The organism is Stenotrophomonas sp. UBA7606, assembly GCF_002477705.1.
Lineage (GTDB): Bacteria > Pseudomonadota > Gammaproteobacteria > Xanthomonadales > Xanthomonadaceae > Stenotrophomonas.
On the sequence record NZ_DLJW01000132.1, the window covers coordinates 1 to 20,828 of the forward strand.

At 63.9% G+C, this 20,828-nt stretch carries 20 protein-coding genes; 4 read left to right on the forward strand and 16 right to left on the reverse strand.

Going from position 1 to position 20,828, the window contains the following annotated elements:
- Nucleotides 1-406: 406 nt before the first annotated feature.
- From hslU to B2527_RS19545, 3 genes are all read right to left on the reverse strand, one after another.
- A complete protein-coding gene (gene hslU / locus B2527_RS18470) occupies nt 407-1,783 on the reverse strand; it encodes an ATP-dependent protease ATPase subunit HslU (protein WP_293716994.1) in 1,377 nt (458 codons plus the stop codon).
- A gap of 29 nt (nt 1,784-1,812) precedes the next feature.
- Nucleotides 1,813-2,364, reverse strand: a complete 552-nt coding sequence (hslV, locus tag B2527_RS18475; protein ID WP_293716996.1) for an ATP-dependent protease subunit HslV — start codon at nt 2,362-2,364, stop codon at nt 1,813-1,815.
- A gap of 242 nt (nt 2,365-2,606) precedes the next feature.
- Nucleotides 2,607-2,939, reverse strand: coding sequence for a DUF3079 domain-containing protein (locus B2527_RS19545; protein WP_343124773.1), 333 nt, complete (start codon nt 2,937-2,939; stop codon nt 2,607-2,609).
- Between the two features lie 98 nt (nt 2,940-3,037).
- Here B2527_RS19545 and B2527_RS18485 point away from each other — a divergent pair, with 98 nt between their 5' ends.
- A complete protein-coding gene (locus B2527_RS18485) occupies nt 3,038-3,484 on the forward strand; it encodes an RrF2 family transcriptional regulator (RefSeq protein WP_293716998.1) in 447 nt (148 codons plus the stop codon).
- A complete protein-coding gene (locus B2527_RS18490) occupies nt 3,481-4,374 on the forward strand; it encodes an NAD(P)/FAD-dependent oxidoreductase (RefSeq protein ID WP_293717000.1) in 894 nt (297 codons plus the stop codon). Before B2527_RS18485 ends, B2527_RS18490 begins: the two co-directional genes overlap by 4 nt.
- A gap of 97 nt (nt 4,375-4,471) precedes the next feature.
- Here the strand turns inward: B2527_RS18490 and B2527_RS18495 are convergent, their stop codons facing one another.
- The 8 genes from B2527_RS18495 to B2527_RS18530 all read right to left on the reverse strand — a co-directional run bounded on the left by B2527_RS18495 (nt 4,472) and on the right by B2527_RS18530 (nt 11,118).
- Nucleotides 4,472-5,104, reverse strand: a complete 633-nt coding sequence (locus tag B2527_RS18495) for a DUF4253 domain-containing protein (protein WP_293717002.1) — start codon at nt 5,102-5,104, stop codon at nt 4,472-4,474.
- A gap of 156 nt (nt 5,105-5,260) precedes the next feature.
- Complete coding sequence (locus tag B2527_RS18500; protein WP_293717003.1) at nt 5,261-5,677, reverse strand: hypothetical protein; 417 nt, start codon at nt 5,675-5,677, stop codon at nt 5,261-5,263.
- A gap of 217 nt (nt 5,678-5,894) precedes the next feature.
- Nucleotides 5,895-6,773, reverse strand: a complete 879-nt coding sequence (xerC, locus tag B2527_RS18505; RefSeq protein WP_293717005.1) for a tyrosine recombinase XerC — start codon at nt 6,771-6,773, stop codon at nt 5,895-5,897.
- 16 nt (nt 6,774-6,789) lie between these two features.
- Entirely contained in the window at nt 6,790-7,467 is a 678-nt protein-coding gene (locus B2527_RS18510) for a DUF484 family protein (RefSeq protein WP_293717007.1), read from the reverse strand.
- Nucleotides 7,464-8,315: a diaminopimelate epimerase gene (gene dapF, locus B2527_RS18515; RefSeq protein ID WP_293717009.1), complete on the reverse strand. Its 852-nt coding sequence runs from the start codon at nt 8,313-8,315 to the stop codon at nt 7,464-7,466. Before dapF ends, B2527_RS18510 begins: the two co-directional genes overlap by 4 nt.
- Nucleotides 8,308-8,532, reverse strand: coding sequence for an LPS translocon maturation chaperone LptM (gene lptM, locus B2527_RS18520; RefSeq protein ID WP_293717011.1), 225 nt, complete (start codon nt 8,530-8,532; stop codon nt 8,308-8,310). The genes dapF and lptM overlap by 8 nt, the downstream gene beginning before the upstream one ends.
- Nucleotides 8,533-8,582: 50 nt before the next feature.
- A complete protein-coding gene (locus tag B2527_RS18525; protein WP_293717013.1) occupies nt 8,583-8,990 on the reverse strand; it encodes a YbaN family protein in 408 nt (135 codons plus the stop codon).
- Nucleotides 8,991-9,006: 16 nt separating this feature from the next.
- Nucleotides 9,007-11,118, reverse strand: a complete 2,112-nt coding sequence (locus B2527_RS18530) for a S9 family peptidase (protein WP_293717015.1) — start codon at nt 11,116-11,118, stop codon at nt 9,007-9,009.
- 104 nt (nt 11,119-11,222) lie between these two features.
- On the opposite strand from B2527_RS18530, the gene B2527_RS18535 reads away from it, so the two are divergent.
- Nucleotides 11,223-12,416, forward strand: coding sequence for a pyridoxal phosphate-dependent aminotransferase (locus B2527_RS18535; protein WP_293717017.1), 1,194 nt, complete (start codon nt 11,223-11,225; stop codon nt 12,414-12,416).
- 594 nt (nt 12,417-13,010) lie between these two features.
- On the opposite strand, the gene B2527_RS18540 is transcribed toward B2527_RS18535, so the two are convergent.
- Both B2527_RS18540 and B2527_RS18545 read right to left on the reverse strand, forming a co-directional pair.
- A complete protein-coding gene (locus B2527_RS18540) occupies nt 13,011-15,110 on the reverse strand; it encodes a prolyl oligopeptidase family serine peptidase (protein WP_293717019.1) in 2,100 nt (699 codons plus the stop codon).
- 68 nt (nt 15,111-15,178) lie between these two features.
- Nucleotides 15,179-15,496 (reverse strand): hypothetical protein, encoded by a 318-nt coding sequence (locus B2527_RS18545; protein WP_293717021.1) that lies wholly within the window; start codon nt 15,494-15,496, stop codon nt 15,179-15,181.
- A 137-nt stretch (nt 15,497-15,633) separates the two neighbouring features.
- Here B2527_RS18545 and B2527_RS18550 point away from each other — a divergent pair, with 137 nt between their 5' ends.
- A complete protein-coding gene (locus B2527_RS18550) occupies nt 15,634-16,233 on the forward strand; it encodes a lipocalin family protein (protein WP_293717023.1) in 600 nt (199 codons plus the stop codon).
- Nucleotides 16,234-17,126: 893 nt separating this feature from the next.
- On the opposite strand, the gene B2527_RS18555 is transcribed toward B2527_RS18550, so the two are convergent.
- The 3 genes from B2527_RS18555 to B2527_RS18565 form a co-directional block, all read right to left on the reverse strand.
- The gene (locus B2527_RS18555) at nt 17,127-17,474 is read right to left on the reverse strand and encodes an SH3 domain-containing protein (RefSeq protein WP_293717025.1); all 348 of its coding nucleotides are present in this window, start codon (nt 17,472-17,474) and stop codon (nt 17,127-17,129) included.
- A 78-nt stretch (nt 17,475-17,552) separates the two neighbouring features.
- Nucleotides 17,553-19,586, reverse strand: coding sequence for a M3 family metallopeptidase (locus tag B2527_RS18560; protein WP_293717027.1), 2,034 nt, complete (start codon nt 19,584-19,586; stop codon nt 17,553-17,555).
- Between the two features lie 34 nt (nt 19,587-19,620).
- The gene (locus B2527_RS18565) at nt 19,621-20,742 is read right to left on the reverse strand and encodes a PLP-dependent cysteine synthase family protein (protein WP_293717029.1); all 1,122 of its coding nucleotides are present in this window, start codon (nt 20,740-20,742) and stop codon (nt 19,621-19,623) included.
- Between the last annotated feature and the right edge of the window lie 86 nt (nt 20,743-20,828).

Below are 20,828 nucleotides of genomic sequence, written 5' to 3' on the forward strand. Positions count from 1 at the left end.
AAAGCACCCCTCCCAACCCTCCCCTTGCCTACGGCAAAGGGAGGGCTCAAGCGCGCAGCCATCGCTGTAGTGCCGAGCCATGCTCGGCAAGGGCTCTACCCGCAACACCAACAGCAAAGCACCCCTCCCAACCCTCCCCTTGCCTGCGGCAAAGGGAGGGCTAAAGCGCACAGCCACCGCTGTAGTGCCGAGCCATGCTCGGCAGACGCTCTACCCGCAACACCAGCAGCAAAGCCCCCCTCCCAACCCTCCCCTTGCCTGCGGCAAAGGGAGGGCTAAAGCGCACAGCCACCGCTGTAGTGCCGAGCCATGCTCGGCAGGGTCCTCCACCAACACCCCTAAATCCGCCCACAAAAAAACGGCGGCACCAAAGTGCCGCCGCTTTCCAAACCCAAACCCATCGCAATTACAGGATGTAACGACTCAGATCCGGATCCTGCACCAACTGACCCAGGTGCTTGTCCACATACGCCGCGTCAATGGCGATGCTGTCACCATCACGGTCCGGCGCCTCGTAGCTCAAGGTATCCAGCAAACGCTCCAGCACCGTGTGCAGACGTCGCGCACCAATGTTTTCCTGGCGCTCGTTGACCTGGAACGCAATCTCCGCCAGACGATCCACCGCCTCGGTGGTGAACTCGATCTTGACACCCTCAGTGGCCAGCAAAGCCTCGTACTGCTTGGTCAACGCCGCCTTCGGCTCGGTCAGGATGCGCACGAAATCCTGCTTGCTCAGTGCCCCCAGTTCCACACGGATCGGGAAACGACCCTGCAGCTCCGGAATCAGATCACTGGGCTTGGCCAGATGGAAGGCACCCGATGCAATGAACAGGATATGGTCAGTCTTAACCGTGCCGTACTTGGTCGACACATTGGAACCTTCCACCAGCGGCAGCAGATCGCGCTGCACGCCTTCGCGCGACACATCGCCGCCGGACGAACCGGCGTCACTGCGCTTGGCCACCTTGTCGATCTCGTCAATGAAGACGATACCGTGCTGCTCGCAGGCTTCGATCGCGGCGGTGCGTACATCGTCCTCGTTGACCAGCTTGCCGGCCTCTTCCTCGATCAACAGCGGGCGCGCTGCCTTGATACTCAACGTACGCTTGTTGGACTTGGCACTACCCAGGTTGGCGAACATCGACTTCAGCTGCTGGCCCATCTCCTCCATGCCCGGCGGGGTCATGATGTCCATGCTGACGTTGGCAGCCACTTCCAGCTCGATCTCGCGCTCGTCCAGCTCGCCGGCACGCAGCATGCGGCGGAACTTGATGCGGGTTTCGTTGTCGGCTGCCGAGGGTTCATTGCGCGCGGCTTCGGCATCAAAGCCGATGCCAACACTACGACGCGGCAGCAAGGCATCGAGGATGCGATCTTCAGCCTTTTCCTCGGCACGGGTGCGCACACGCACCTTGGCCTGCTCGCGGTACAGCTTCACCGCGGTGTCGGCCAGGTCACGGATGATCTGCTCAACGTCCTTGCCTACGTAGCCCACCTCGGTAAAACGCGTGGCTTCAACCTTGACGAAGGGTGCATTGGCCAGCGTGGCCAGGCGACGGGCGATTTCGGTCTTGCCGACGCCGGTGGGGCCGATCATCAGGATGTTCTTCGGCATCACCTCGTTGCGCAGTTCGGTCGGCAGCTGCATGCGGCGCCAGCGGTTGCGCAACGCGATGGCGACCGCACGCTTGGCGTCGTGCTGGCCAACGATGTGGCGGTCCAGCTCCTGCACGATCTCGCGCGGAGTCATGGTGGCGGAGGAAACTTCGATCTTGTGGTTCATGGGGTGCTCGCAGTTGATGGCCGAAGAGCTCAGAGCTCTTCCACCACTACGTTGGTGTTGGTGTAGATGCAGATGCCGCCGGCGATATTGATCGCCTCGGTGGCCACGCCACGGGCATCCAGCTCGGTGTGCTTGAGCAGCGCACGGGCAGCGCTGAGCGCATAGGAGCCGCCGGAGCCAATGGCGATAATGCCGTCTTCCGGCTCGATCACGTCACCGGTGCCGCTGATGATCAGCGAGGTTTCCTTGTCGGCCACGGCCAGCAGTGCTTCGAGCTTGCCGTAGCGGCGATCGGTGCGCCAATCCTTGGCCAGCTCCACTGCCGCGCGGGTCAGCTGACCATGCTTTTCAAGCTTGGCTTCGAACAGCTCGAACAGGGTGAACGCATCGGCGGCTGCACCCGCAAAACCCGCCAGCACCTGGCCATCACGGCCCAGGCGGCGCACCTTGCGCGCATTGCCCTTCATCACCGTATGCCCCAGGGTGACCTGACCATCGCCAGCAATCGCCACGTGTTCGCCGCGACGCACGCAGCAGATGGTGGTGGCATGAAAAACATTCGGGTTCTGACTGGGGTCCATACGGCCTCCGGAATACTGTTCACCGGTAATGGGGCCGGTCAGCGCCGCGATCAAGGCTCCCCCCTCCCCGGCCAGCGACAGCCACCGTTCAGAAAAACCGCGGTGGTGCGCAGCCATGCCCGGTAGCGGCTCCCGATGCACCCAAGCTCACAGGAACGGAACAAACCACGAAACCAGCACGACACCGGATGGCAGGCTCAACCAGATTCCGGCCAAGCAGGCTTCGCTGGTTCACCATGCTTCTACAATTTCTGCAGCGCCGCCCTTCCTGGCCGCCCCGGCTCCGGCTCGATTCCCCAAGCCACATACCAATCCTCCCCTTGGTACTCCACGGGGTGCTGGGTGCGCCCCGAGCCATTGCCGCAGGCCAGCGCATCGGTTGCGCAGTATCTGTCACACCCCCAGCAGATCCGCTCGGGGTGTTTCGGATTCAAAGGGAAAGGCTTTGCCATCGCACCAACCTCCACGTCATGGCTGCCACCATGCGCCACGGAGACAAGGCCCACCTTGATGCAGATCAAGCAAACCCCGCGTGGCGCGCTGCGCGCAACTGCGCGACCACCGGCCGCCTTCATCCTGTCGGCACACAGCTGACCCGACCTGCCCGCTGCTGCGCGGCCAGCAGCCTCGGCCGGTAATGACCCGCGCCCGAATACGTAACATCATTTGTTACATGAAAAAGGACAGTCGACTCTCCGCGGTTCTCCACGCCCTGCTGCACATGGCCGAGCGCAACGAACCAATGACCTCCGACGAGCTTGCGCTATGCCTGGGCACCAACCCCGTCGTCGTCCGGCGAACAATGGGGCTGCTCCGCGAGGCAGGGCTTGTTGCTTCCGCGCGGGGACACTCAGGCGGTTGGCATATCAAAGCCGACCTCGCCAAGGTCAGCCTGCTGCAACTGCATGAGGCGCTGGGCGAGCCGGCCCTGTTCGCCATGGGCAACCGGCACGAAGACCCCGCCTGCCTGGTCGAGCAGGCCGTCAACGCCGCCCTGGATGACACGTTCCAGCAAGCCGAAGCCCTGCTCCTTGCGCGCTTTGCCTCGGTATCGCTGGGAGACCTGGCAGCGGACTTCGCACGCCGGCACAAGGCACACATACAGAAGGCGACCTCATGAAAACCTACGATGTCATAGTGATCGGTGGCAGCTATGCAGGCATGGCTGCCGCGCTGCAGCTTGTGCGCGCGCGACGCAGCGTGCTGATCATCGATGCAGGCAAGCGGCGTAACAGGGCCGCCTCTCATTCGCATGGATTCCTGACCCAGGACGGGACTGATCCAGCGGTCATCGCCAGCACAGCGCGAGCGCAACTACAGGCGTACCCCACGTTGTCATGGGTGGATGACCTTGTGGTGGAAGCATCGGGATCCCGTGATGCTTTCATCGTCCGGTGCGCGGCAGGCGAAACCCATGCTGCCCGCCGGTTGCTTCTGGCGATAGGCGTTTCTGACACCTTACCGGCTGTGTCCGGCTTGGCTGAGCGATGGGGAACCAGCGTCTTTCATTGCCCCTACTGCCATGGCTACGAGCTGCAGCAAGGGCGTATCGGCGTGATCGCCGCCGGACCCATGTCCATCCACCAGGCGCAGCTGCTGCCGGAATGGGGATCGGTGACCTTCCTCACCAATGGAGTGGTGGCACTGGACGAAGCCTTGCTGCAGGACCTGACGGCGCGCGGCGTAACCGTAGAGGACACCCGCATCGACAGGATTGAAGCGGATGCGGACGTGTCGCTGGCCGATGGTAGGCGCCTGAGTTTTGCGGGTCTGTTCACCGCTCCAACGAACGCGCCCTCCACCTCCATCGCGAAAGACCTGGGCTGCGCACTGACCGAGACCCTGATGGGAACGCAGATCCAGACCAGCGAAACCAAGGAATCCAGCATCTCCGGCGTTTTCGCCTGCGGCGATGCTGCACGCGTCCCACACTCGGTCTCTCTCGCCGTCGCCGACGGCGCCTGGGCTGGCGCGCAGATCCACCGTTCGCTTGTGTGGCCGGAAAGCTAATTCTTTCGTGGTCGATTTCGACTAGAAGCCGTCATTCAAAGCAGACTATCAGGCCCACCCACGAGATGGCTTTCCTCTGCAGGTAGGCACCACGCGACTAGTCCCACCAAAGGAAGATCGCCCCTTCCTGTTTGACCGCCACCTGAAGTGACTCAATGTCACCGACCCCTTGGTCTACGATATCTGGGCAGAATTCGTAAAGCTCTTGGGAGAATTCTGGAAGGTCCGCTGGAATGGACTTAAGCTTGAGTTGAACGGTGTCAGTCTCAGCTTGCCAGATATCAATCCCGAATTGAGCGTCCCACCCTCTCAGCTCCTCAATGATCTGATCGGTGGTCTTGTCATAGTTGACAGCATTCGTAGCCGCCAAGCGCACGATGTCAAACTGGTTTTGACCCGGCGCCAGGACAAGTTCAGCGCCGTTGATCCTGGGGTCATCGAGGTTATTGGTTGTTCCAATAAAAGCGACGTAGCCAGAGGGCACTTGTCTCCGGATAGATTTAAGGAGCTTCTCCGCACTCTCGACAGGCACAATTACGGAATAACCACCACTCCGCTTTTCCCGGCCAAAGTCATTTGTCCAATAGTCACGGACGTTTGACTTCGAAACAGTGGCCAGCAGCTCTTGCGGCGATCCCGGAGTCGGCGTTGTCGTACCGACGCACGAGTTCGACCCGAATGCTGCAAGAAGCAGTACAAGCACCCTTCCAATGGCCGAGTATTTTTTCATGCTGTGTCCAACACCTGAATTATGCAAACCGGGGACCGGGTTCGGTTTGAATGAGTTGCTAGACCTTAACGCCGCAAGCGATAGTCGCTATGGCTGCGATCGCAACCGCAACCTGCGCAAGAACCAAAAAGCTTTGGATTTGAGCGATGCCGGCGCTCATGCGGCCGGAGGCGGCTTTACGATCCACTTGGCTGGATAGTACGTGCCACGCTCCATTTCACGAAACAAGACTTGGAAATCGAGGTTTATGTCGTGATCCGCGAGATCACGGCCAATCTTGTCAGCTTTTTCCGCAGCAGCAGAACTTGCACCAACGATAGCCCCAAGCCAACGTTGTAGCACGCCCAGTACGACTGCCGTGAGCAGCAGAAGCAGACCTGACCGAACCGACCCAAGCGACACAAACTGCTGTACCGAAGCAAGGTTGGCGAGCACCAAGGAATACGTGGCACCAACGCCAACAAGCAGCCATGTGCCAAACGAGCCCATTTGCTGACTTACGTGTGTCGCAACAAGCGACAGGAGCCTTCCAGCCGTAACGCGCTCGTGAATCTCCGAAAACCCATCGGCCACGGAAGCTTCTCCTTAAGGTCAAGATACCTGATGGACGAACCCATGAGTCCGCCAATATGGCTCATCCGCAAAGCCTCTTACGGAAGTTCCCTTGGTACATCTCGATCTTAGGGCGGCTGTTTCCGCCTAACAAGCCGACGTACAACCGCACCCGGCGATAGGCTCAACCACGCCAACGCCCACTTCGGGTCGCAAGACACCACCCAAACAACCAGACTCAACTCTTACGCTTGGCCCTGGGATGCGCAGCATCATAAACCTTGGCCAGATGCTGGAAATCCAGATGCGTATAGATCTGCGTGGTCGCGATATCCGCATGCCCCAGCAGTTCCTGCACGCCACGCAGGTCGCCTGAGGATTCCAGGATATGGCTGGCGAAACTGTGCCGCAGCATATGCGGGTGCACGTTCTTGAACAGCCCCTGCCGTTGCGCCAGTTGTTTGATGCGGATCTGCACGGCGCGTTGGCTGATGGGGCCGCCGCTGCGCCCCGGGAATACCGGCTTCTCGCCCGTGCCGCCGCTTTCCTTGCGCCACTCCTGCAATGCGTTCATTGCATGCGAGCCGACCGGCACGGTGCGTTCGCGGTTGCCTTTACCGTGTACCAGCACGATGCCGCTGGCGGTATCGAGGTCGCGCCAGCGCATGGCGCACAGTTCGCTCAGACGCAGGCCCGAGGAATAAAACAGTTCCAGCAGCGCGCGGTCGCGCAGGCCCAGTGGTGCGTCGGTGGGCAGTTCGACCAGTTGCACGGCTTCGTCAGCGTCCAGCACCTGCGGCAGCTTGCGCGGTGCCTTGGGTGCGCGCAGGCCGGCGGCGGGGCTGTTGTCGATGACGTTGTTCTTCAGCAGCCAGGCGTAGAAACTGCGGCAGGCCGACAGGCGCCGCTGCAGGCTTTTGGCCGATAGGCCACGGCGGTGCTCGCTGGCGATGAACTCGCGTAACTGATCGCCATGCAGCGCCTGCGGTTCGTTGATGCCCTGGGCGTCACACCATTGGGTGAGCGCAGCCAGATCGCGCTGGTAAGCGTCCAGCGTATGCGCCGACATGCGGCGCTCCACCTGCAGGTAGGACAGAAAAGCCTGGACGGCGTTCATCGCCGCACTACTCCACTCAGGCGCTGCGGAAGCGCTGCAGGCCCGCCACCAGCGATTCGCCCATCATGCGCAGGAACAGCGTGCCCATGCCGGGGTAGAAGCGGTTGGGGTCGTAGCTGCCCACGGCGATCAGGCCAACGCCCGGCAGCGGCAGCAAGGCGGTGGAAGACACCTCGTTGACGCGCTCGCCGTACAGCACCACGTTCTTTTCCTGCTGCAGGCGGCCGCAGATCGGCTCGCCGTCCTGCAGGCAATCGTGGAATGCAGCCAGTTGCTGGTCGTCCTTGGCGATGACCTGCAGCCACGGGGCTTCGGCCAACTCCGGCACCTCGTCGAAGGAGACGATGCGCACCAGGTCGCCGGCAAAATCCTCTTCCAGCGAGGCGGCCATCGCGCGCAGGGTGTCGGCGGCGCTGGTCTGGCGCATCAGCGCCAGGGTCAGCTGGTGGGTACGCACGGCCAGGCGTTCGTTGATCTGCGCGTTGGCGCCGAGGTCAGCCAAGCGCCGCGACAGCTCGCGGTTCTTGTCGCGCAGCACTTCCAGCTGGTAGCTGGCGAGCGAGGCGGTGGGGCCGTCGTCGCGCGGCACCACCAGGGTCAATGCCAGGTCGGGGAATTGCTTGAGGAAACCCGGGTGACGCCGCAGCCAGGCCGCAACCTCGTGTGCACCGATCTTCTCGACTGTGTCGTTCATCCCATCCACTCTCCGTCGAATACGAATGCTGCCGGGCCGGACATCACGATCTGCGCGTCGTCGGCCGGCCATTGGATGCGCAGATCGCCACCGGGCAGCGAGATGCGGGCATCACGCTGCAGGCGGCCACGCTGCATCAATACCACGGCGGCGGCACAGGCACCGCTGCCGCAGGCCAGGGTCTCGCCCACGCCGCGCTCATACACGCGCAGGCGGGCATGGCCGGCATCCAGCACCTGGGCAAAACCGACATTCACCGATTCCGGGAAGGAAGGGCTCTGCTGCAGCAGCGGACCGATGCGCTCCAGCGGGGCGGCGTCGATCAGGCCCACTTCCAGCACGGCATGCGGGTTGCCCATCGACACGGCGCCGAAGCGCACGTTCTCGCCCTGCAGCGAGGTCATGTATTCCTCGCGGGCACGCGGGTAGCCGAGCAGCGGAATCTGTTCGGGCGCGAATTCGGGATAGCCCATCGCAACGGCGTACTCGCCATTGGCCAGCCGCTGCACGGCATGGGTGCGGGTGGGGCTGTCGATGATGAAGTCATCCCCCTGTGCCGCGCCATCGCGTACCAGCCAGGCGGCCACACAGCGCGCGCCATTGCCACATTGCTGCGAGGTGGAGCCGTCAGAGTTCCAGATGCGGTAGGACGCCACCGCGCCTTCGCTGCGCGGCGGCTCGATGGTCAGTATCTGGTCACAGCCCACGCCCAGGTGGCGGTCAGCCAGCAACGCGGCCTGTGCCGCATCCGGCGGGGCGCTGCCATCACGCAGGTCCAACACCACGAAATCATTACCAGCGCCATGCATCTTGCTGAACTGCAGGCGCCCTGTTGCAGACTTACTCATTGACGCCATCACCACCGGTTGCATCGTCAATGGCTTCGTCCGCCTTCTTGTCGGCGGCCGGATCGGCGGCGGGTTGGTCTTCCGGGGTGACTTCCTGTTCTTCGATCGGCACCGGCTTCTGCGGCATCACCAGGGGGCCCTTGTTGCCGCAGGCACTAAGGCCCAGCAGCAGGAGGGCCGCCGGGATGAGAATCAGGAAACGGGACGTCTTGTTCATCCCCGGAGTATAGCCACTGGACCATGAAGTCCGAACGACGGGGTCGCTGTTCAGCGTTCGCCCGGCGGCAGCGGGCGCAACCACAGCCACAGGCAGACGCAGGACATGATGCTGATCGAGGTCCACTTGACCCAGGCCAAGGGCACGCACCACAGGGTGATCAGGGCGCAGGCCAGCATGGTCAGGCTGGCCATCCACTTGCCCTTGCGGCTCACCGCGCCGTGGGCCTGCCAGTCACGGATGGCCGGGCCGAAACGCGGGTGCTGCAGCAGCCAGCGGTGCAACCGCTCGGAGCCGCGCGAGGCCGCCCATGCCGAAATCAGCACGAACACGGTGGTGGGCAGCCCCGGCACGAAGATGCCGATGATGCCCACACCCAGGCTCACATAGGCCAACAACCACCACGCCCAGCGCAGGCGCGGTGGGCGTGGATCGGGTGGCGGCGGTGGATCGGACATCACGGCAACCCGGGTTTCAGTCGGCGACGCCCAGCTGCGACAGCACGAAGGCGAAGGACTCGGCCTGTTCCTTGTAACGCTGGAAGCGGCCGGACTTGCCGCCGTGGCCGGCTTCCATGTTGGTGCGGAACACGATCGGCGCGGTACCGGTGTTGACGTCACGCAGCTTGGCCACCCACTTGGCCGGCTCCCAGTACTGCACCTGCGAATCCCACAGGCCCGTGCCCACGAACAGTGACGGGTAGGCCTGGGCGGTGACGTTGTCATACGGCGAGTACTTGAGCATGTAGTCGTAATACGGCTTCTGCTCCGGGTTGCCCCACTCGTCGTATTCGTTGGTGGTCAGCGGAATGCTGGCATCTAGCATGGTGGTGACCACGTCGACGAATGGCACCTGCGCCACCATCACCCGGTAGTCGCCCGGTGCCTGGTTGGCCACCGCGCCCATCAGCAGGCCGCCGGCACTGCCACCGGACGCGGCCACGCGGTCCTTGGCGGCGTAACCCTGTGCGACCAGCGCGCGGGTCACGTCGACAAAGTCATTGAAGGTGTTCTGCTTGTGCAGCAGCTTGCCGTTGTCATACCAACTGCGGCCCATTTCCTGGCCGCCGCGGATATGCGCGATGGCATAGACCACGCCACGGTCCAGCAGGCTGACCACGCTCTGGTTGAAACCGGGGTCCATCGACATGCCGTAGCTGCCGTAGGCGTACTGGTAGAGGGCGGCCGTGCCGTCTTTCTTGAAACCCTTCTTGTAGACCAGCGACACCGGGATGCGCGCGCCATCACGGGCGGTTACCCACACGCGCTCGGTTTCATACTTGCTCGGGTCATAGCCGATCACCGGCTGCTGCTTGAGCTGGCGGCGCTCGCCGGTCTTGACGTTGAGTTCGTAGGTGGTGGCCGGGGTGGTCAGCGAGGTGTAGGTGTAGCGCAGCCACTCGGTTTCCGGTTCGGCATTGACCGAAAGGCCCATCGAGTAGGCGGGCTCGTCGGCCTTGACGAACTCGCTGCGGCCATCGGCAAACAGCAGGCGCACGCGTTCCAGCGCTTCGGCGCGCTCTGCGATGGCGGTGTAGCCGTCGAACAGTTCAAAGCCTTCGATCAGCACCTGCGGATCGTGTTTCACCCAATCCGTCCACTGCTTGCGGCTGGTGGCGCCTTCCGGCGCGGTGACCAGCTTGAAGTTGGTGGCGCCGTCGGCATTGGTGCGGATCACCCATTGACCGTTGTAGTGGTCGGCATCGTATTCCACATCGCGCTCGCGCTTGGCCAGCACGGTGAACTCGCCCGGATTGGCCGCAGAGGTGTAACGCAGCTCGGAGGACACGGTGCTGTCCACGCCGATGGTGATGTAGCGGTCGTCACGGGTACGGCCGATGCCCATGTAGAAGCTGTCGTCCTTCTCCTCGTAGACCAGCACGTCGGTGCTGGTGGGCGTGCCGAGCACGTGTTTCTTGACGCGTACGGTCAGCAGGGTTTCCGGGTCGTTCTCGACATAGAACAGGGTACGGTTGTCGTCAGCCCACACCACGTTGGCCGATACGCCTTCAATCACATCGTCCAGCAGCTTGCCGGACTCCAGGTCCTTGAAGCGAATGGTGTACTGGCGGCGGCCCACGCCGTCTTCGGCGTAGGCCAGCAGGCGGTTGTCGCGGCTCACGTCCATGTCGCTGACGGCGTAGTAGCCCTTGCCTTCGGCCAGCGTATTGAGATCCAGCAATACCTCTTCCGGGGCCTGCATGTCGCCCTTGCGGCGGGCGTGGATGGGGTAGTCCTTGCCGGTCTCGTAACGGGTGTAATACCAGTAGCCGCGCTCGCGGTAGGGCACGCTGGCATCGTCCTGCTTGATGCGGCCGACGATCTCGGCGTACAGCTTGTCCTGCAACGGCTTGAGCGGCGCCATCAGGGCGTCGGTATAGGCGTTCTCGGCATTGAGGTAGGCCAGCATCGCCGGCTCCTTGCGCTCGTCATCCCGCAGCCAGTAGTAATCGTCCTCGCGCTGCGCACCAAACGGCGCGCTCACCGTATGCGGGCGTTTTTCGACGTCCGGTGGGGTGGGCAGGGGGGCAGCGGCGGCGGTAGTGATCATCAGGCTTGCAACCAACAGGCAAAGGGGGGCTTTCATCAGTGTGCGCTCCGGCAGAAGGACGGTGCATCCAGTGCAACAGCCCACAGTGTGCCATGCCCGGCGCTTGCCCCGCTGCCATACACGCCGCCTATCATGCAGGCATGAACACGCCCCACACCCCCTACAGCCGTCGCAGCCAGGAAATCGCGCCCTTCCACGTCATGTCGCTGCTGGCCCGCGCCAATGCGCTGGAACAGCAAGGCCACGATGTGATCCATCTGGAGATCGGCGAGCCGGATTTCACCACCGCCGAGCCCATCATCCGCGCCGGTCAGGCGGCCCTGGCCGCCGGCCACACCCGTTACACCGCCGCCCGTGGCCTGCCCGCCTTGCGCCAGGCGATCTCGGGCTTCTACGGCCAGCGTTACGGCGTGGATATCGACCCGGAGCGGATTCTGGTCACCCCGGGCGGCTCGGGCGCGTTGCTGCTGGCCTCCAGCCTGCTGGTGGACCCGGACAAGCACTGGCTGCTGGCCGACCCGGGCTATCCCTGCAACCGGCATTTCCTGCGGCTGGTAGAGGGTGCAGCGCAGCTGGTGCCGGTGGGGCCGGATAGCGGCTACCAGCTGACCCCTGAATCGATTGCGGCCCATTGGAATGCGGGTAGTGTCGGGGCCCTGGTGGCCTCGCCTGCCAATCCCACCGGCACCACGCTCGATGCCGGGCAGTTGGCTGGATTGTCTACCGCCTTGAAGCAGCGTGGCGGGCATCTGGTGGTGGATGAGATCTACCACGGCCTGACCTACGGTTTTGACGCCCCCAGCGTGCTGGAAGTGGATGACGACGCCTTTGTGCTGAACAGTTTCTCCAAGTATTTCGGCATGACCGGCTGGCGGTTGGGCTGGCTGGTCGCCCCGCAGCGCGCGGTGCCGGAGCTGGAGAAGCTTGCGCAGAACCTGTACATCAGCGCGCCGTCGATGGCCCAGCATGCGGCGCTGGCGTGTTTCGAGCCGGAGACGATCGCCATCTTCGAGCAGCGCCGCGAGCAGTTCCGGCAGCGGCGGGATTATCTGTTGCCAGCGCTGCGCGAACTGGGCTTCCGCATTGACGTGGAACCGCAGGGTGCGTTTTATCTGTACTGCGATGTGAGTGCGTTTACCGAGGATGCGCAGGCGTTTTGTGCGCATTTCCTGGAGACCGAGCATGTGGCATTTACGCCCGGCCTGGATTTTGGCAACTATCGGGCCAACCAGCATGTGCGGATTGCCTATACGCAGGACGTCGGGCGTTTGCAGGAGGCGGTGACGCGGATTGGGCGTGGCCTGGAGAGCTGGAAGCTGATGACTGCCGGGTGATTGGGTGGTTTGAGAATCCAGAGCCAGAGGCGCGAAGCCAAGCATCAGAAACTGAAAGCCCCCCTCCCCAACCCTCCCCTTCGCCAATGGCGAAAGGGAGGGGGTAGAAGCGACAGCAGAAGCTGGGAACTCCAGCCTGAAGCGCAAGCGCAAGCGGCAGGCGCAACCCAGAACGCATGCTTTGCTTGCACGCCCTCCCTTTCGCCGCAGGCGAAGGGGAGGGTTGGGGAGGGGTGCTTTGGCTTTGGCTTTGGCTTTGGCATCTGCTTGGCTTTAGCTCGGCTTTTGTTACTCCCTTCTCCCGCTTGCGGGGGAAGGTGGCCGGAGGCGGATGGGGGGCGCTTTTGCGCTTTTGCGCTTTTGCGCTTTGGAAGCAGCCACCTCAATTCACCATCAGGACTCCGTCCTGCCCTCCCCCCCAACCCCCGCTCCGCGCCCCGGCCCTTGCGCTGGCGCAAGTGCGTTCAACAGGGGCACAAACCGATGGTTTGTAAACGCCCCTCTTTCACCCCGCAGGGGAGAGGGGCTTAGACAAAAGCAAAAACAAACGCCACCTCTCGGTGGCGTTTGCTTTGCATCATTTCAAACCAGGCATCACTTCTTGCTCAGCTGCTCCCACAGGAAGCTGTACGCCAGTGCCGACATATGCGCGGCCTGCGCATTGTTCGCCGCACCACCGTGGCCACCTTCGATGTTTTCGTAGTAGGTCACATCCTTGCCTGCATCGATCATCTTGGCCGCCATCTTGCGGGCGTGGCCCGGGTGGACGCGGTCATCGCGGGTAGAGGTGGTGAACAGCACCGGCGGGTAGCTCTTGGCCGGATCAAACAGGTGGTACGGCGAGAAGGTCTTGATGAAGTCCCAATCGGCCGTGTCCGGGTTGCCGTACTCGGCCATCCACGAGGCGCCGGCCAACAGGTGGCTGTAACGCTTCATGTCCAGCAACGGAACCTGCACCACCACCGCACCGAACAGCTCCGGGTACTGGGTCAGCATATTGCCGGTCAGCAGGCCGCCGTTGCTGCCGCCCTGCACGCCCAGGTGCTTGGCCGAGGTGATCTTGCGGGTGACCAGATCCTGCGCCACCGCCGCCATGTCCTCATACGCCTTGTGACGGTTCTGCTTCAGCGCCGCCTGGTGCCAGCGCGGGCCGTACTCGCCACCACCACGGATGTTGGCCACAACGTACACGCCACCCTTGTCCAGCCAGGCGCGGCCCATGCCGCCGGAATAGCCCGGGGTCAGCGAGATTTCAAAGCCGCCGTAGCCGTACAGCAGGGTCGGGTTGGAGCCGTCCAGCTTCATCGCCTTGTCGTGCACCACGAAGTACGGCACGCGAGTGCCGTCCTTGCTGGTGGCGAAGTGCTGCTCGATCACCTTGTCGCTGGCATCGAAGAACGCCGGCATGGTCTTGAGCACTTCCGGCTGCTTGCCGATTTCGGCCAGCGACAGCGTGGTCGGGGTCAGGTAGTCGGTGACGGTCATCCACACCGCGTCACTTTCGTCCGCATCCACCGCGCCGACACCAATGGTGCCGAATGCCGGGGCGCCGGTGAAATCACTGCTCACCCAGCCGTCCTTGCCATGGGTCAGCACTTTCAGGCGGTTCTTGACGTCGTCCAGTACGTTCAACACCACGTGCGACTTGGTCCAGGTGGCGCCGGCCAGCGAGGTGGTATCGGTGGGCGCGAACAGCACGTCGAACTCGCGCTTGCCGGCCATGAAATCATCAAACTTCGTCGCCAGCAGCGAGCCGGCGGTGTAGGTCTTGCCAGCCACGGTCCACGGCTCGCGCAGCTCCAGGGTCAGCCACTCGCGGCGGATGCCCTTCTCCGCCGAATTCGGCGCGTCCACCTTGGTCAGCTTGCCGTCGGCGCCGATCAGGAACAGTTCGTTGTTGTAGAAGGCAATCGTGCGGCTGACGAAGTTGCGCTCGAAGCCCGGCGTGTCATCGTGCATCGCCGAGATGTACATGTCCTCCGGCGTGCCCTCGTACACGGTGGTGGCGGCACTGATGGGGGTTCCGCGCTGCCAGCGCTTGACCACGCGCGGGTAGCCGGAGGTGGTCATCGAGCCATCACCGAAATCGGTATAGACGAAGACGTTGTCCTGGTCGATCCAGCCCAGGCCGCCCTTGGCCTCGGGACGGAAGAAGCCATCCTTGATCCAGTCCTTCTTGGAAATGTCGAACTCGCGGGTGACATCGGCATCGGCACCGCCGCGCGACAGCGCGATCAGGCAGCGGTTGTATTCCGGGCGCAGGCAGTTGGCGCCGTGCCACACCCAGTTCTCACCCTCGGCCTTGTTCAGCGCGTCCAGGTCCAGCACGGTTTCCCACAGCGGCTCGGCCTTGCGGTACTCCACCAGCGTGGTGCGGCGCCACACGCCGCGCTCGTGCTGCTGGTCCTTCCAGAAGTTGTAGTAGTAGTCGCCGATCTTCTCTACGCCCGGGATCTTGGCGTCCGAATCCAGCACCTCGCGGATGCCGGCCTCCATCGCCTTGAACTGCGGGGTCACGGCCAGGCGGCCTTCGGACTTGGCGTTCTGCTCCTTCACCCAGCCCAGCTGTTTGTCGCCGGTGACGTCTTCCAGCCAGGCGTACTTGTCCTGGGTATCTTCAGCGGCCACGGCGGCACCGGCCAGGCTGGTGGAAAGCAGGCCTGCCACGAGGCAGGCAGAGGTGAGTCGGGACATGTTGGCTCCATGCGGTCATAGGCCGCGAACGCTAGCACAGGCCCCGCCCCTGCCCCACGTGTCGAAGGTCAGGCCGCCTGCGACCAGCGCGCCCGGGCCGGACGCCGGAGGCGCTTGGCCTGCGGCCCGCGACGCCGAGGTGAGGTCTTGCGCTGGCGCCAGACCGCCGGCAAGCGGAAGCGGTACAACGCCCACCATGCGCTAAGCGGCATACCCACCAACCACATCGGCATCCAACCAATCCACTGGCTGTGACCCCGCGCCGCCGGCCACACCAGCACCAACGCCAGGCCTGCCAGCGCCACCTGCCTGACGCAACGCAGCACACGGGGATCAGGGGCTTCATGTTCGTTACGGCGGGATGACGATGCGAGCGGCTTGACCATGACGTTCTCCGGCAACATTGCTGTGGTGGACTGCATGCTCGGCGGCGGCCATCTCACGGACTGCGATCTGCCATTGACGCGCCCATCGCTGGCCGTCGAACATGCTGTCATCACCTACCAAGGCGACCCACCCCGTAATGCGACTGATTCCTGTCTTCCTGTCCGCCCTGCTGCTGGGCCTTACCCTGCCGGCGGCCAATGCCCTCGCCCAGGACAACGCACCGGCAGCAACGCCCACGCAGGGAATCGCCGAGGGCCCGATCGACCTGCAGCGTTTCATGGGCCGCTGGTATGTGATTGGCCGCGTGCCCAACTTCATCGAGCGCGGGCATGTTGCCAGCATCAACACCTATACCCTGCAGGACGACAACAAGGTCGCCATCCGCTACCAGTACCGCGAAGGCTTCAGCGAGCCGGAAGAAGAGATCGATATCCGTGCATCGGTGGACCAGGAAAGCGGCAACCGCCGTTGGCGCACCTGGTTCTACAAGATCGTGCCGACGCGCTCGCGGGTGCTGGAGGTGGCGCCGGATTATTCCTGGGCGCTGATTGGCTACCCTGGCCGTGAAATGGCCTGGATCTTCGCCCGCCAGCCGGACATGGACACCGCGCTGTACCGCGAACTGGCTACCCGCCTGCGTGACAAGTACGACGTCAACACCGACAAGCTCAAGCGCGTGCCACAGCACCCGCAGCAGGTGGACAAGCTGGGCTTTGAAGTGCCCAACAAGAAATAAGCGGTAGTGCCGAGCCATGCTCGGCAAGGGCTATTGCGGGGATGCTCCAGCCGAGCGTGGCTCGGCTCTACAGGAGCTGCGGAAGCTTACCCCTCCCCCGGCCCTCCCCTTTGCTGCGCAAAAGGGAGGGGGCCAGAGCGTAGTGCCGAGCCATGCTCGGCAGAGGCTTTACCGGGAACGCTCCAGCCGAGCATGGCTCGGCTCTACAGGAGCTGCGAAAGCTTACCCCTCCCCGGCCCTCCCCTTTGCTGCGCAAAAGGGAGGGGCAACAGCGTAGTGCCGAGCTATGCTCGGCAGAGGCTTTACCGGGATGGCTCCAGCCGAGCATGGCTCGGCTCTACAGGTGCTGCGAAAGCTTACCCCTCCCCCGGCCCTCCCTTTTCCGCGCAAAAGGGAGGGGGCCAGAGCGTAGTGCCGAGCCATGCTCGGCAGAGGCTTTACCGGGATGGCTCCAGCCGAGCATGGCTCGGCTCTACAGGTGCTGCGAAAGCTTACCCCTCCCCCGGCCCTCCCTTTGCTGCGCAAAAGGGAGGGGGCCAGAGCGTAGTGCCGAGCCATGCTCGGCAGAGGCTTTACCGGGAACGCTCCAGCCGAGCGTGGCTCGGCTCTACAGGAGCTGCGAAAACTTACCTCTCCCCCGGCCCTCCCCTTTGCTGCGCAAAAGGGAGGGGGCTTGAGCGTAGTGCCGAGCCATGCTCGGCAGAGGCTTTACCGGGAACGCTCCAGCCGAGCATGGCTCGGCTCTACAGGAGCTGCGAAAGCTTACCCCTCCCCCGGCCCTCCCCTTTGCTGCGCAAAAGGGAGGGGGCCAGAGCGTAGTGCCGAGCCATGCTCGGCAGAGGCTTTACCGGGAACGCTCCAGCCGAGCGTGGCTCGGCTCTACAGGGGTTGCGTCAGCCGCCGGGTTTGGCGGTCTCGATCACCACGCCCATCTGCTTGCCGGCATCGGCCAGCCTGACTTTCCTGCCATCACTGCGGGCGATCAGATAATCCGCCGCCACCCAGCCACTCCTGCCGTCTGCGCGCACATTGCACCACTGCAGATCGTCCAGGCAGCGTTGCACTTCCACCGTCGTGCCTACCGGCAATACCGCCAGGCGCTCGGCACGCTGATCCGGCGCGCTGCGCAGGTTCAGGCCATTGCTGACCTGGGCGGCGGGCTCGTTGATGCGCGGTTGGAACCACAGCACCGCGCCGATGATGGCCGCGCACGCTGCGATGCGGGTGATTAGCCGGGGCATGTCGTCAAACTTGGGCTTGCGTACCGCCAAGCTTGATCCTCATTGCCCCGGCTGACCAGCCCCGGCCTCGGCTCGTGTTCAGGCAGCCATGCCGTTATGCCGCAACAAGGCGTCGATCTGCGGATCGCGGCCACGGAAGGCGCGGAAGTTCTCAGCGGCACTGCGACTGCCGCCACGCGACAGCACCTCGTCGCGGAAACGCGCACCGGTTTCGGCCACCGCGTCCGGGGCCTCCTCGAAGGCGGCGTAGGCGTCGGCACTGAGTACTTCGGCCCACTTGTAGCTGTAATAGCCGGCCGCGTATCCGCCAGCGAAAATATGGCTGAACTGGTTGGCAAAGCGGTTCCAGGCCGGCGGGAAGTTCACCGCCACTTCGCCGCGCACACGTTCCAGCAACTGCAGCACGCTTTCCTGGCCCGGCTCGTACTGGCTGTGCAGCAACATGTCGAACAGACCGAACTCCAGCTGACGCACGGTGAACATGCCGCTCTGGAAGTTCCTGGCCGCCAGCATCTTGTCGAACAGCGGACGCGGCAGCGCCGCACCGGTGCTGACGTGGGCCGTCATCGCTTCCACCTGCGGCCACTCCCAGCAGAAGTTCTCCATGAACTGGCTGGGCAGCTCCACGGCATCCCATTCCACGCCGTTGATGCCGGCAACCGCCAACTCGCCGATGCGGGTCAGCAGCTGGTGCAGGCCGTGGCCCATCTCGTGGAAGATCGTGGTCACTTCGTCATGGCTGAAGGTGGCCGGCTTGCCGTCACTGCCGCGCCCGAAATTGCACACCAGGTAGACCAGCGGCGTCTGCACGCCAACAGCAGTAACGCGGCGGTTGCGGCAATCGTCCATCCACGCGCCGCCGCGCTTGCCTTCGCGCGCGTACAGGTCCATGTAGAACTGGCCAACCAGCGTGCCATCGGCATCCACCAACCGGTAGAAGCGCACATCCGGGTGCCAGACCGGCGCGCTGTCCTGCTCGACCTTGAGCCCGTACAGGCGCTCGATCACACCAAACAGGCCGGCCAGCACCTTGGGCTCGGTGAAGTACTGCTTCACCTCCTGCTCGGAATAGCTGTAGCGCGCCTGCTTGAGCTTTTCGGCCACATAGGCCAGGTCCCAGGCCTGCAGCTGGTCCATGCCCAGTTCGTCATGAGCGAAGGCTTCCAGCTCGGCACGGTCGCGCTGCGCATAGGGTTTGGCGCGGCTGGCGAGGTCACGCAGGAAACCCAGCACCTGCGGCGCATCGCTGGCCATCTTGGTGGCGATGGAATATTCGGCGTAGTTGTCGAAACCCAGCAGCGCCGCCAGCTCGTTACGCACTGCAAGGATGCGATCGATATTGCCGGTATTGTCCAAGGCCGCATCGCCGAACTCCGAGGCGCGCACGGCATGAGCGTGGTACAGCTGCTCGCGCAGGGCACGGTTGTCGGCATAGGTCTGCACCGGCAGGTAGCACGGCATCTGCAGGGTCAGCTTGTAGCCAGCGCGCTCGTCCTTCTGCGCGGCGGCACGGGCGGCCGCAAGCACATCGGCGGGCAGCCCGCCCAGCTCCGCTTCATCGTCCACGTACAGCGCAAAGGCGTCGCTGGCATCAAGCACGTTCTGCGAGAACTTTGCCTGCAGCCCGGACAGTTCCTCCTGCAGCTGGGCGAAACGGTCCTTGCCGGCCTCGTCCAACTCGGCACCGCCCAAGCGGAAATCACGCAGGGCATTGCCCAGGGTCTTGCTGCGGGCAGGGTCGTAATTGGCGGCTTCCGGCGCGGCGGCCAGTTGCTTGTACTGCGCGTAAAGCGCCGGGTTCTGTGCCACCGCGCTGCCGAAGCGGCTGATCCTGGGCAGGTTGGCGTTGTAGGCCTCGCGCAGCTCCGGCGTATTGACCACCGCCTGCAGGTGCGAGACCTGGCCCCAGGCCCGGTACAGCCGCTCGGTGGCATCGTCCAGCGGCACCACGAAGTTCTCCCAGTTCACCGGCGCCACGGTTTCAGCCGCTTTCACCGCCGCCTCGGCCGCAGCCAGCAGGGCGTCGATGGCCGGGGTGATGTGTTCAGGCCGGATCGCGTCGAAACGCGGCAGGCCGGAGAAATCGAGCAGGGGGTTGTTGGCGGTGGTCACGGCAATCCTTCAAACAGGCCCGGCGATGCCGGTATCAACCTTGATATGGCGACGCTTCCAGCCAGGCACAAGGCAGCGCCGGCAGGCCCTGCCCGGCCACGGCGGCAGCCACCGCAGCGTCGGCCCCGGCCACGTCGATGCCCTGCTGCACGTACCACTCCGGGTTGTAGTAGCTGTGCGCATAACGCTCGCCCGGGTCGCACAGGATGGTGACGATGGAGCCATCACGGCCGGCGTCGCGCATCTGCTGGGCGGCGTACAGCACGCCGATGAAATTGGTGCCGGTGGAGCCACCGACCCGGCGCCCCAGGGTGGCGCTGACATGACGCATGGCCGCCAGGCTCAGCGCATCGCTGACCTTGACCATGGCATCAACGCAGGTGGGGATGAAGCTGCGCTCCACGCGGGGGCGGCCGATGCCCTCCACGCGCGAGCCACCCTCGCAGGTCATCTCGCGCCAATCGCGGCCCTCCAGCGCGGCGCAGTAGCCGTCGTAGAAGATCGATACCTCCGGGTCCGCGCAGAGGATGCGGGTGTCGTGGCGGCGATAGCTGACGTAGCGGCCCAGGGTAGCGGCAGTACCGCCGGTGCCGGGGCTGCAGACGATCCATTCCGGCACCGGATGCGGCTCCTCGGCCATCTGCTTGAAGATGGACTCGGCGATGTTGTTGTTGGCACGCCAGTCGGTGGCGCGCTCGGCGTAGGTGAACTGGTCCATGAAGTGGCCGCCGGTTTCGCGCGCCAGCCGTTCGGATTCGCAGTTCAGGTCGCAGGCGCGCTGCACCAGGTGGCAGCGGCCGCCGTGGAATTCGATGGCGGCAATTTTTTCCGGCGAGGTGCTGGCCGGGATCACCGCGATGAACGGCAGACCCAGCAGGCGCGCGAAATAGGCCTCGGACACGGCCGTGGAGCCACTGGAAGCCTCGATCACCGGGCAGCCTTCGCGCAGCCAGCCATTGGCCAAGGCGTACAGGAACAGCGAGCGGGCGAGCCGGTGCTTGAGGCTGCCGGTCGGGTGGCTGGATTCGTCCTTCAGATAGACATCGATGCCTGGGAAGCCGGGCAGGTCGATGGGAATCAGGTGGGTATCGGCCGAACGGTTGAAATCGGCTTCGATCTTGCGGATGGCCGACGCCACCCATGCACGCTGGGACATGGAACGCCACTTCAGTGAAGAGTGCCGGGAATTCTACCGGCTGGGGGATGGTTCGACGCTGGAAGCCACCCCTCCCCAGCCCTCCC

Coding starts and splice junctions, on each gene's coding strand:
- B2527_RS18495 (WP_293717002.1), bottom strand. CDS start 5,104: ATGAAAAAATACTCGGCCATTGGAAGGGTGCTTGTACTGCTTCTTGCA.
- B2527_RS18565 (WP_293717029.1), bottom strand. CDS start 20,742: ATGTCCCAGCGTGCATGGGTGGCGTCGGCCATCCGCAAGATCGAAGCC.
- xerC (WP_293717005.1), bottom strand. CDS start 6,773: ATGAACGCCGTCCAGGCTTTTCTGTCCTACCTGCAGGTGGAGCGCCGC.
- B2527_RS18490 (WP_293717000.1), top strand. CDS start 3,481: ATGAAAACCTACGATGTCATAGTGATCGGTGGCAGCTATGCAGGCATG.
- lptM (WP_293717011.1), bottom strand. CDS start 8,532: ATGAACAAGACGTCCCGTTTCCTGATTCTCATCCCGGCGGCCCTCCTG.
- B2527_RS18540 (WP_293717019.1), bottom strand. CDS start 15,110: ATGTCCCGACTCACCTCTGCCTGCCTCGTGGCAGGCCTGCTTTCCACC.
- B2527_RS18530 (WP_293717015.1), bottom strand. CDS start 11,118: ATGAAAGCCCCCCTTTGCCTGTTGGTTGCAAGCCTGATGATCACTACC.
- B2527_RS18485 (WP_293716998.1), top strand. CDS start 3,038: ATGAAAAAGGACAGTCGACTCTCCGCGGTTCTCCACGCCCTGCTGCAC.
- B2527_RS18535 (WP_293717017.1), top strand. CDS start 11,223: ATGAACACGCCCCACACCCCCTACAGCCGTCGCAGCCAGGAAATCGCG.
- hslV (WP_293716996.1), bottom strand. CDS start 2,364: ATGGACCCCAGTCAGAACCCGAATGTTTTTCATGCCACCACCATCTGC.
- B2527_RS19545 (WP_343124773.1), bottom strand. CDS start 2,939: ATGAAGGCGGCCGGTGGTCGCGCAGTTGCGCGCAGCGCGCCACGCGGG.
- dapF (WP_293717009.1), bottom strand. CDS start 8,315: ATGAGTAAGTCTGCAACAGGGCGCCTGCAGTTCAGCAAGATGCATGGC.
- B2527_RS18525 (WP_293717013.1), bottom strand. CDS start 8,990: ATGTCCGATCCACCGCCGCCACCCGATCCACGCCCACCGCGCCTGCGC.
- B2527_RS18555 (WP_293717025.1), bottom strand. CDS start 17,474: ATGCCCCGGCTAATCACCCGCATCGCAGCGTGCGCGGCCATCATCGGC.
- B2527_RS18550 (WP_293717023.1), top strand. CDS start 15,634: ATGCGACTGATTCCTGTCTTCCTGTCCGCCCTGCTGCTGGGCCTTACC.
- B2527_RS18510 (WP_293717007.1), bottom strand. CDS start 7,467: ATGAACGACACAGTCGAGAAGATCGGTGCACACGAGGTTGCGGCCTGG.
- B2527_RS18545 (WP_293717021.1), bottom strand. CDS start 15,496: ATGGTCAAGCCGCTCGCATCGTCATCCCGCCGTAACGAACATGAAGCC.
- hslU (WP_293716994.1), bottom strand. CDS start 1,783: ATGAACCACAAGATCGAAGTTTCCTCCGCCACCATGACTCCGCGCGAG.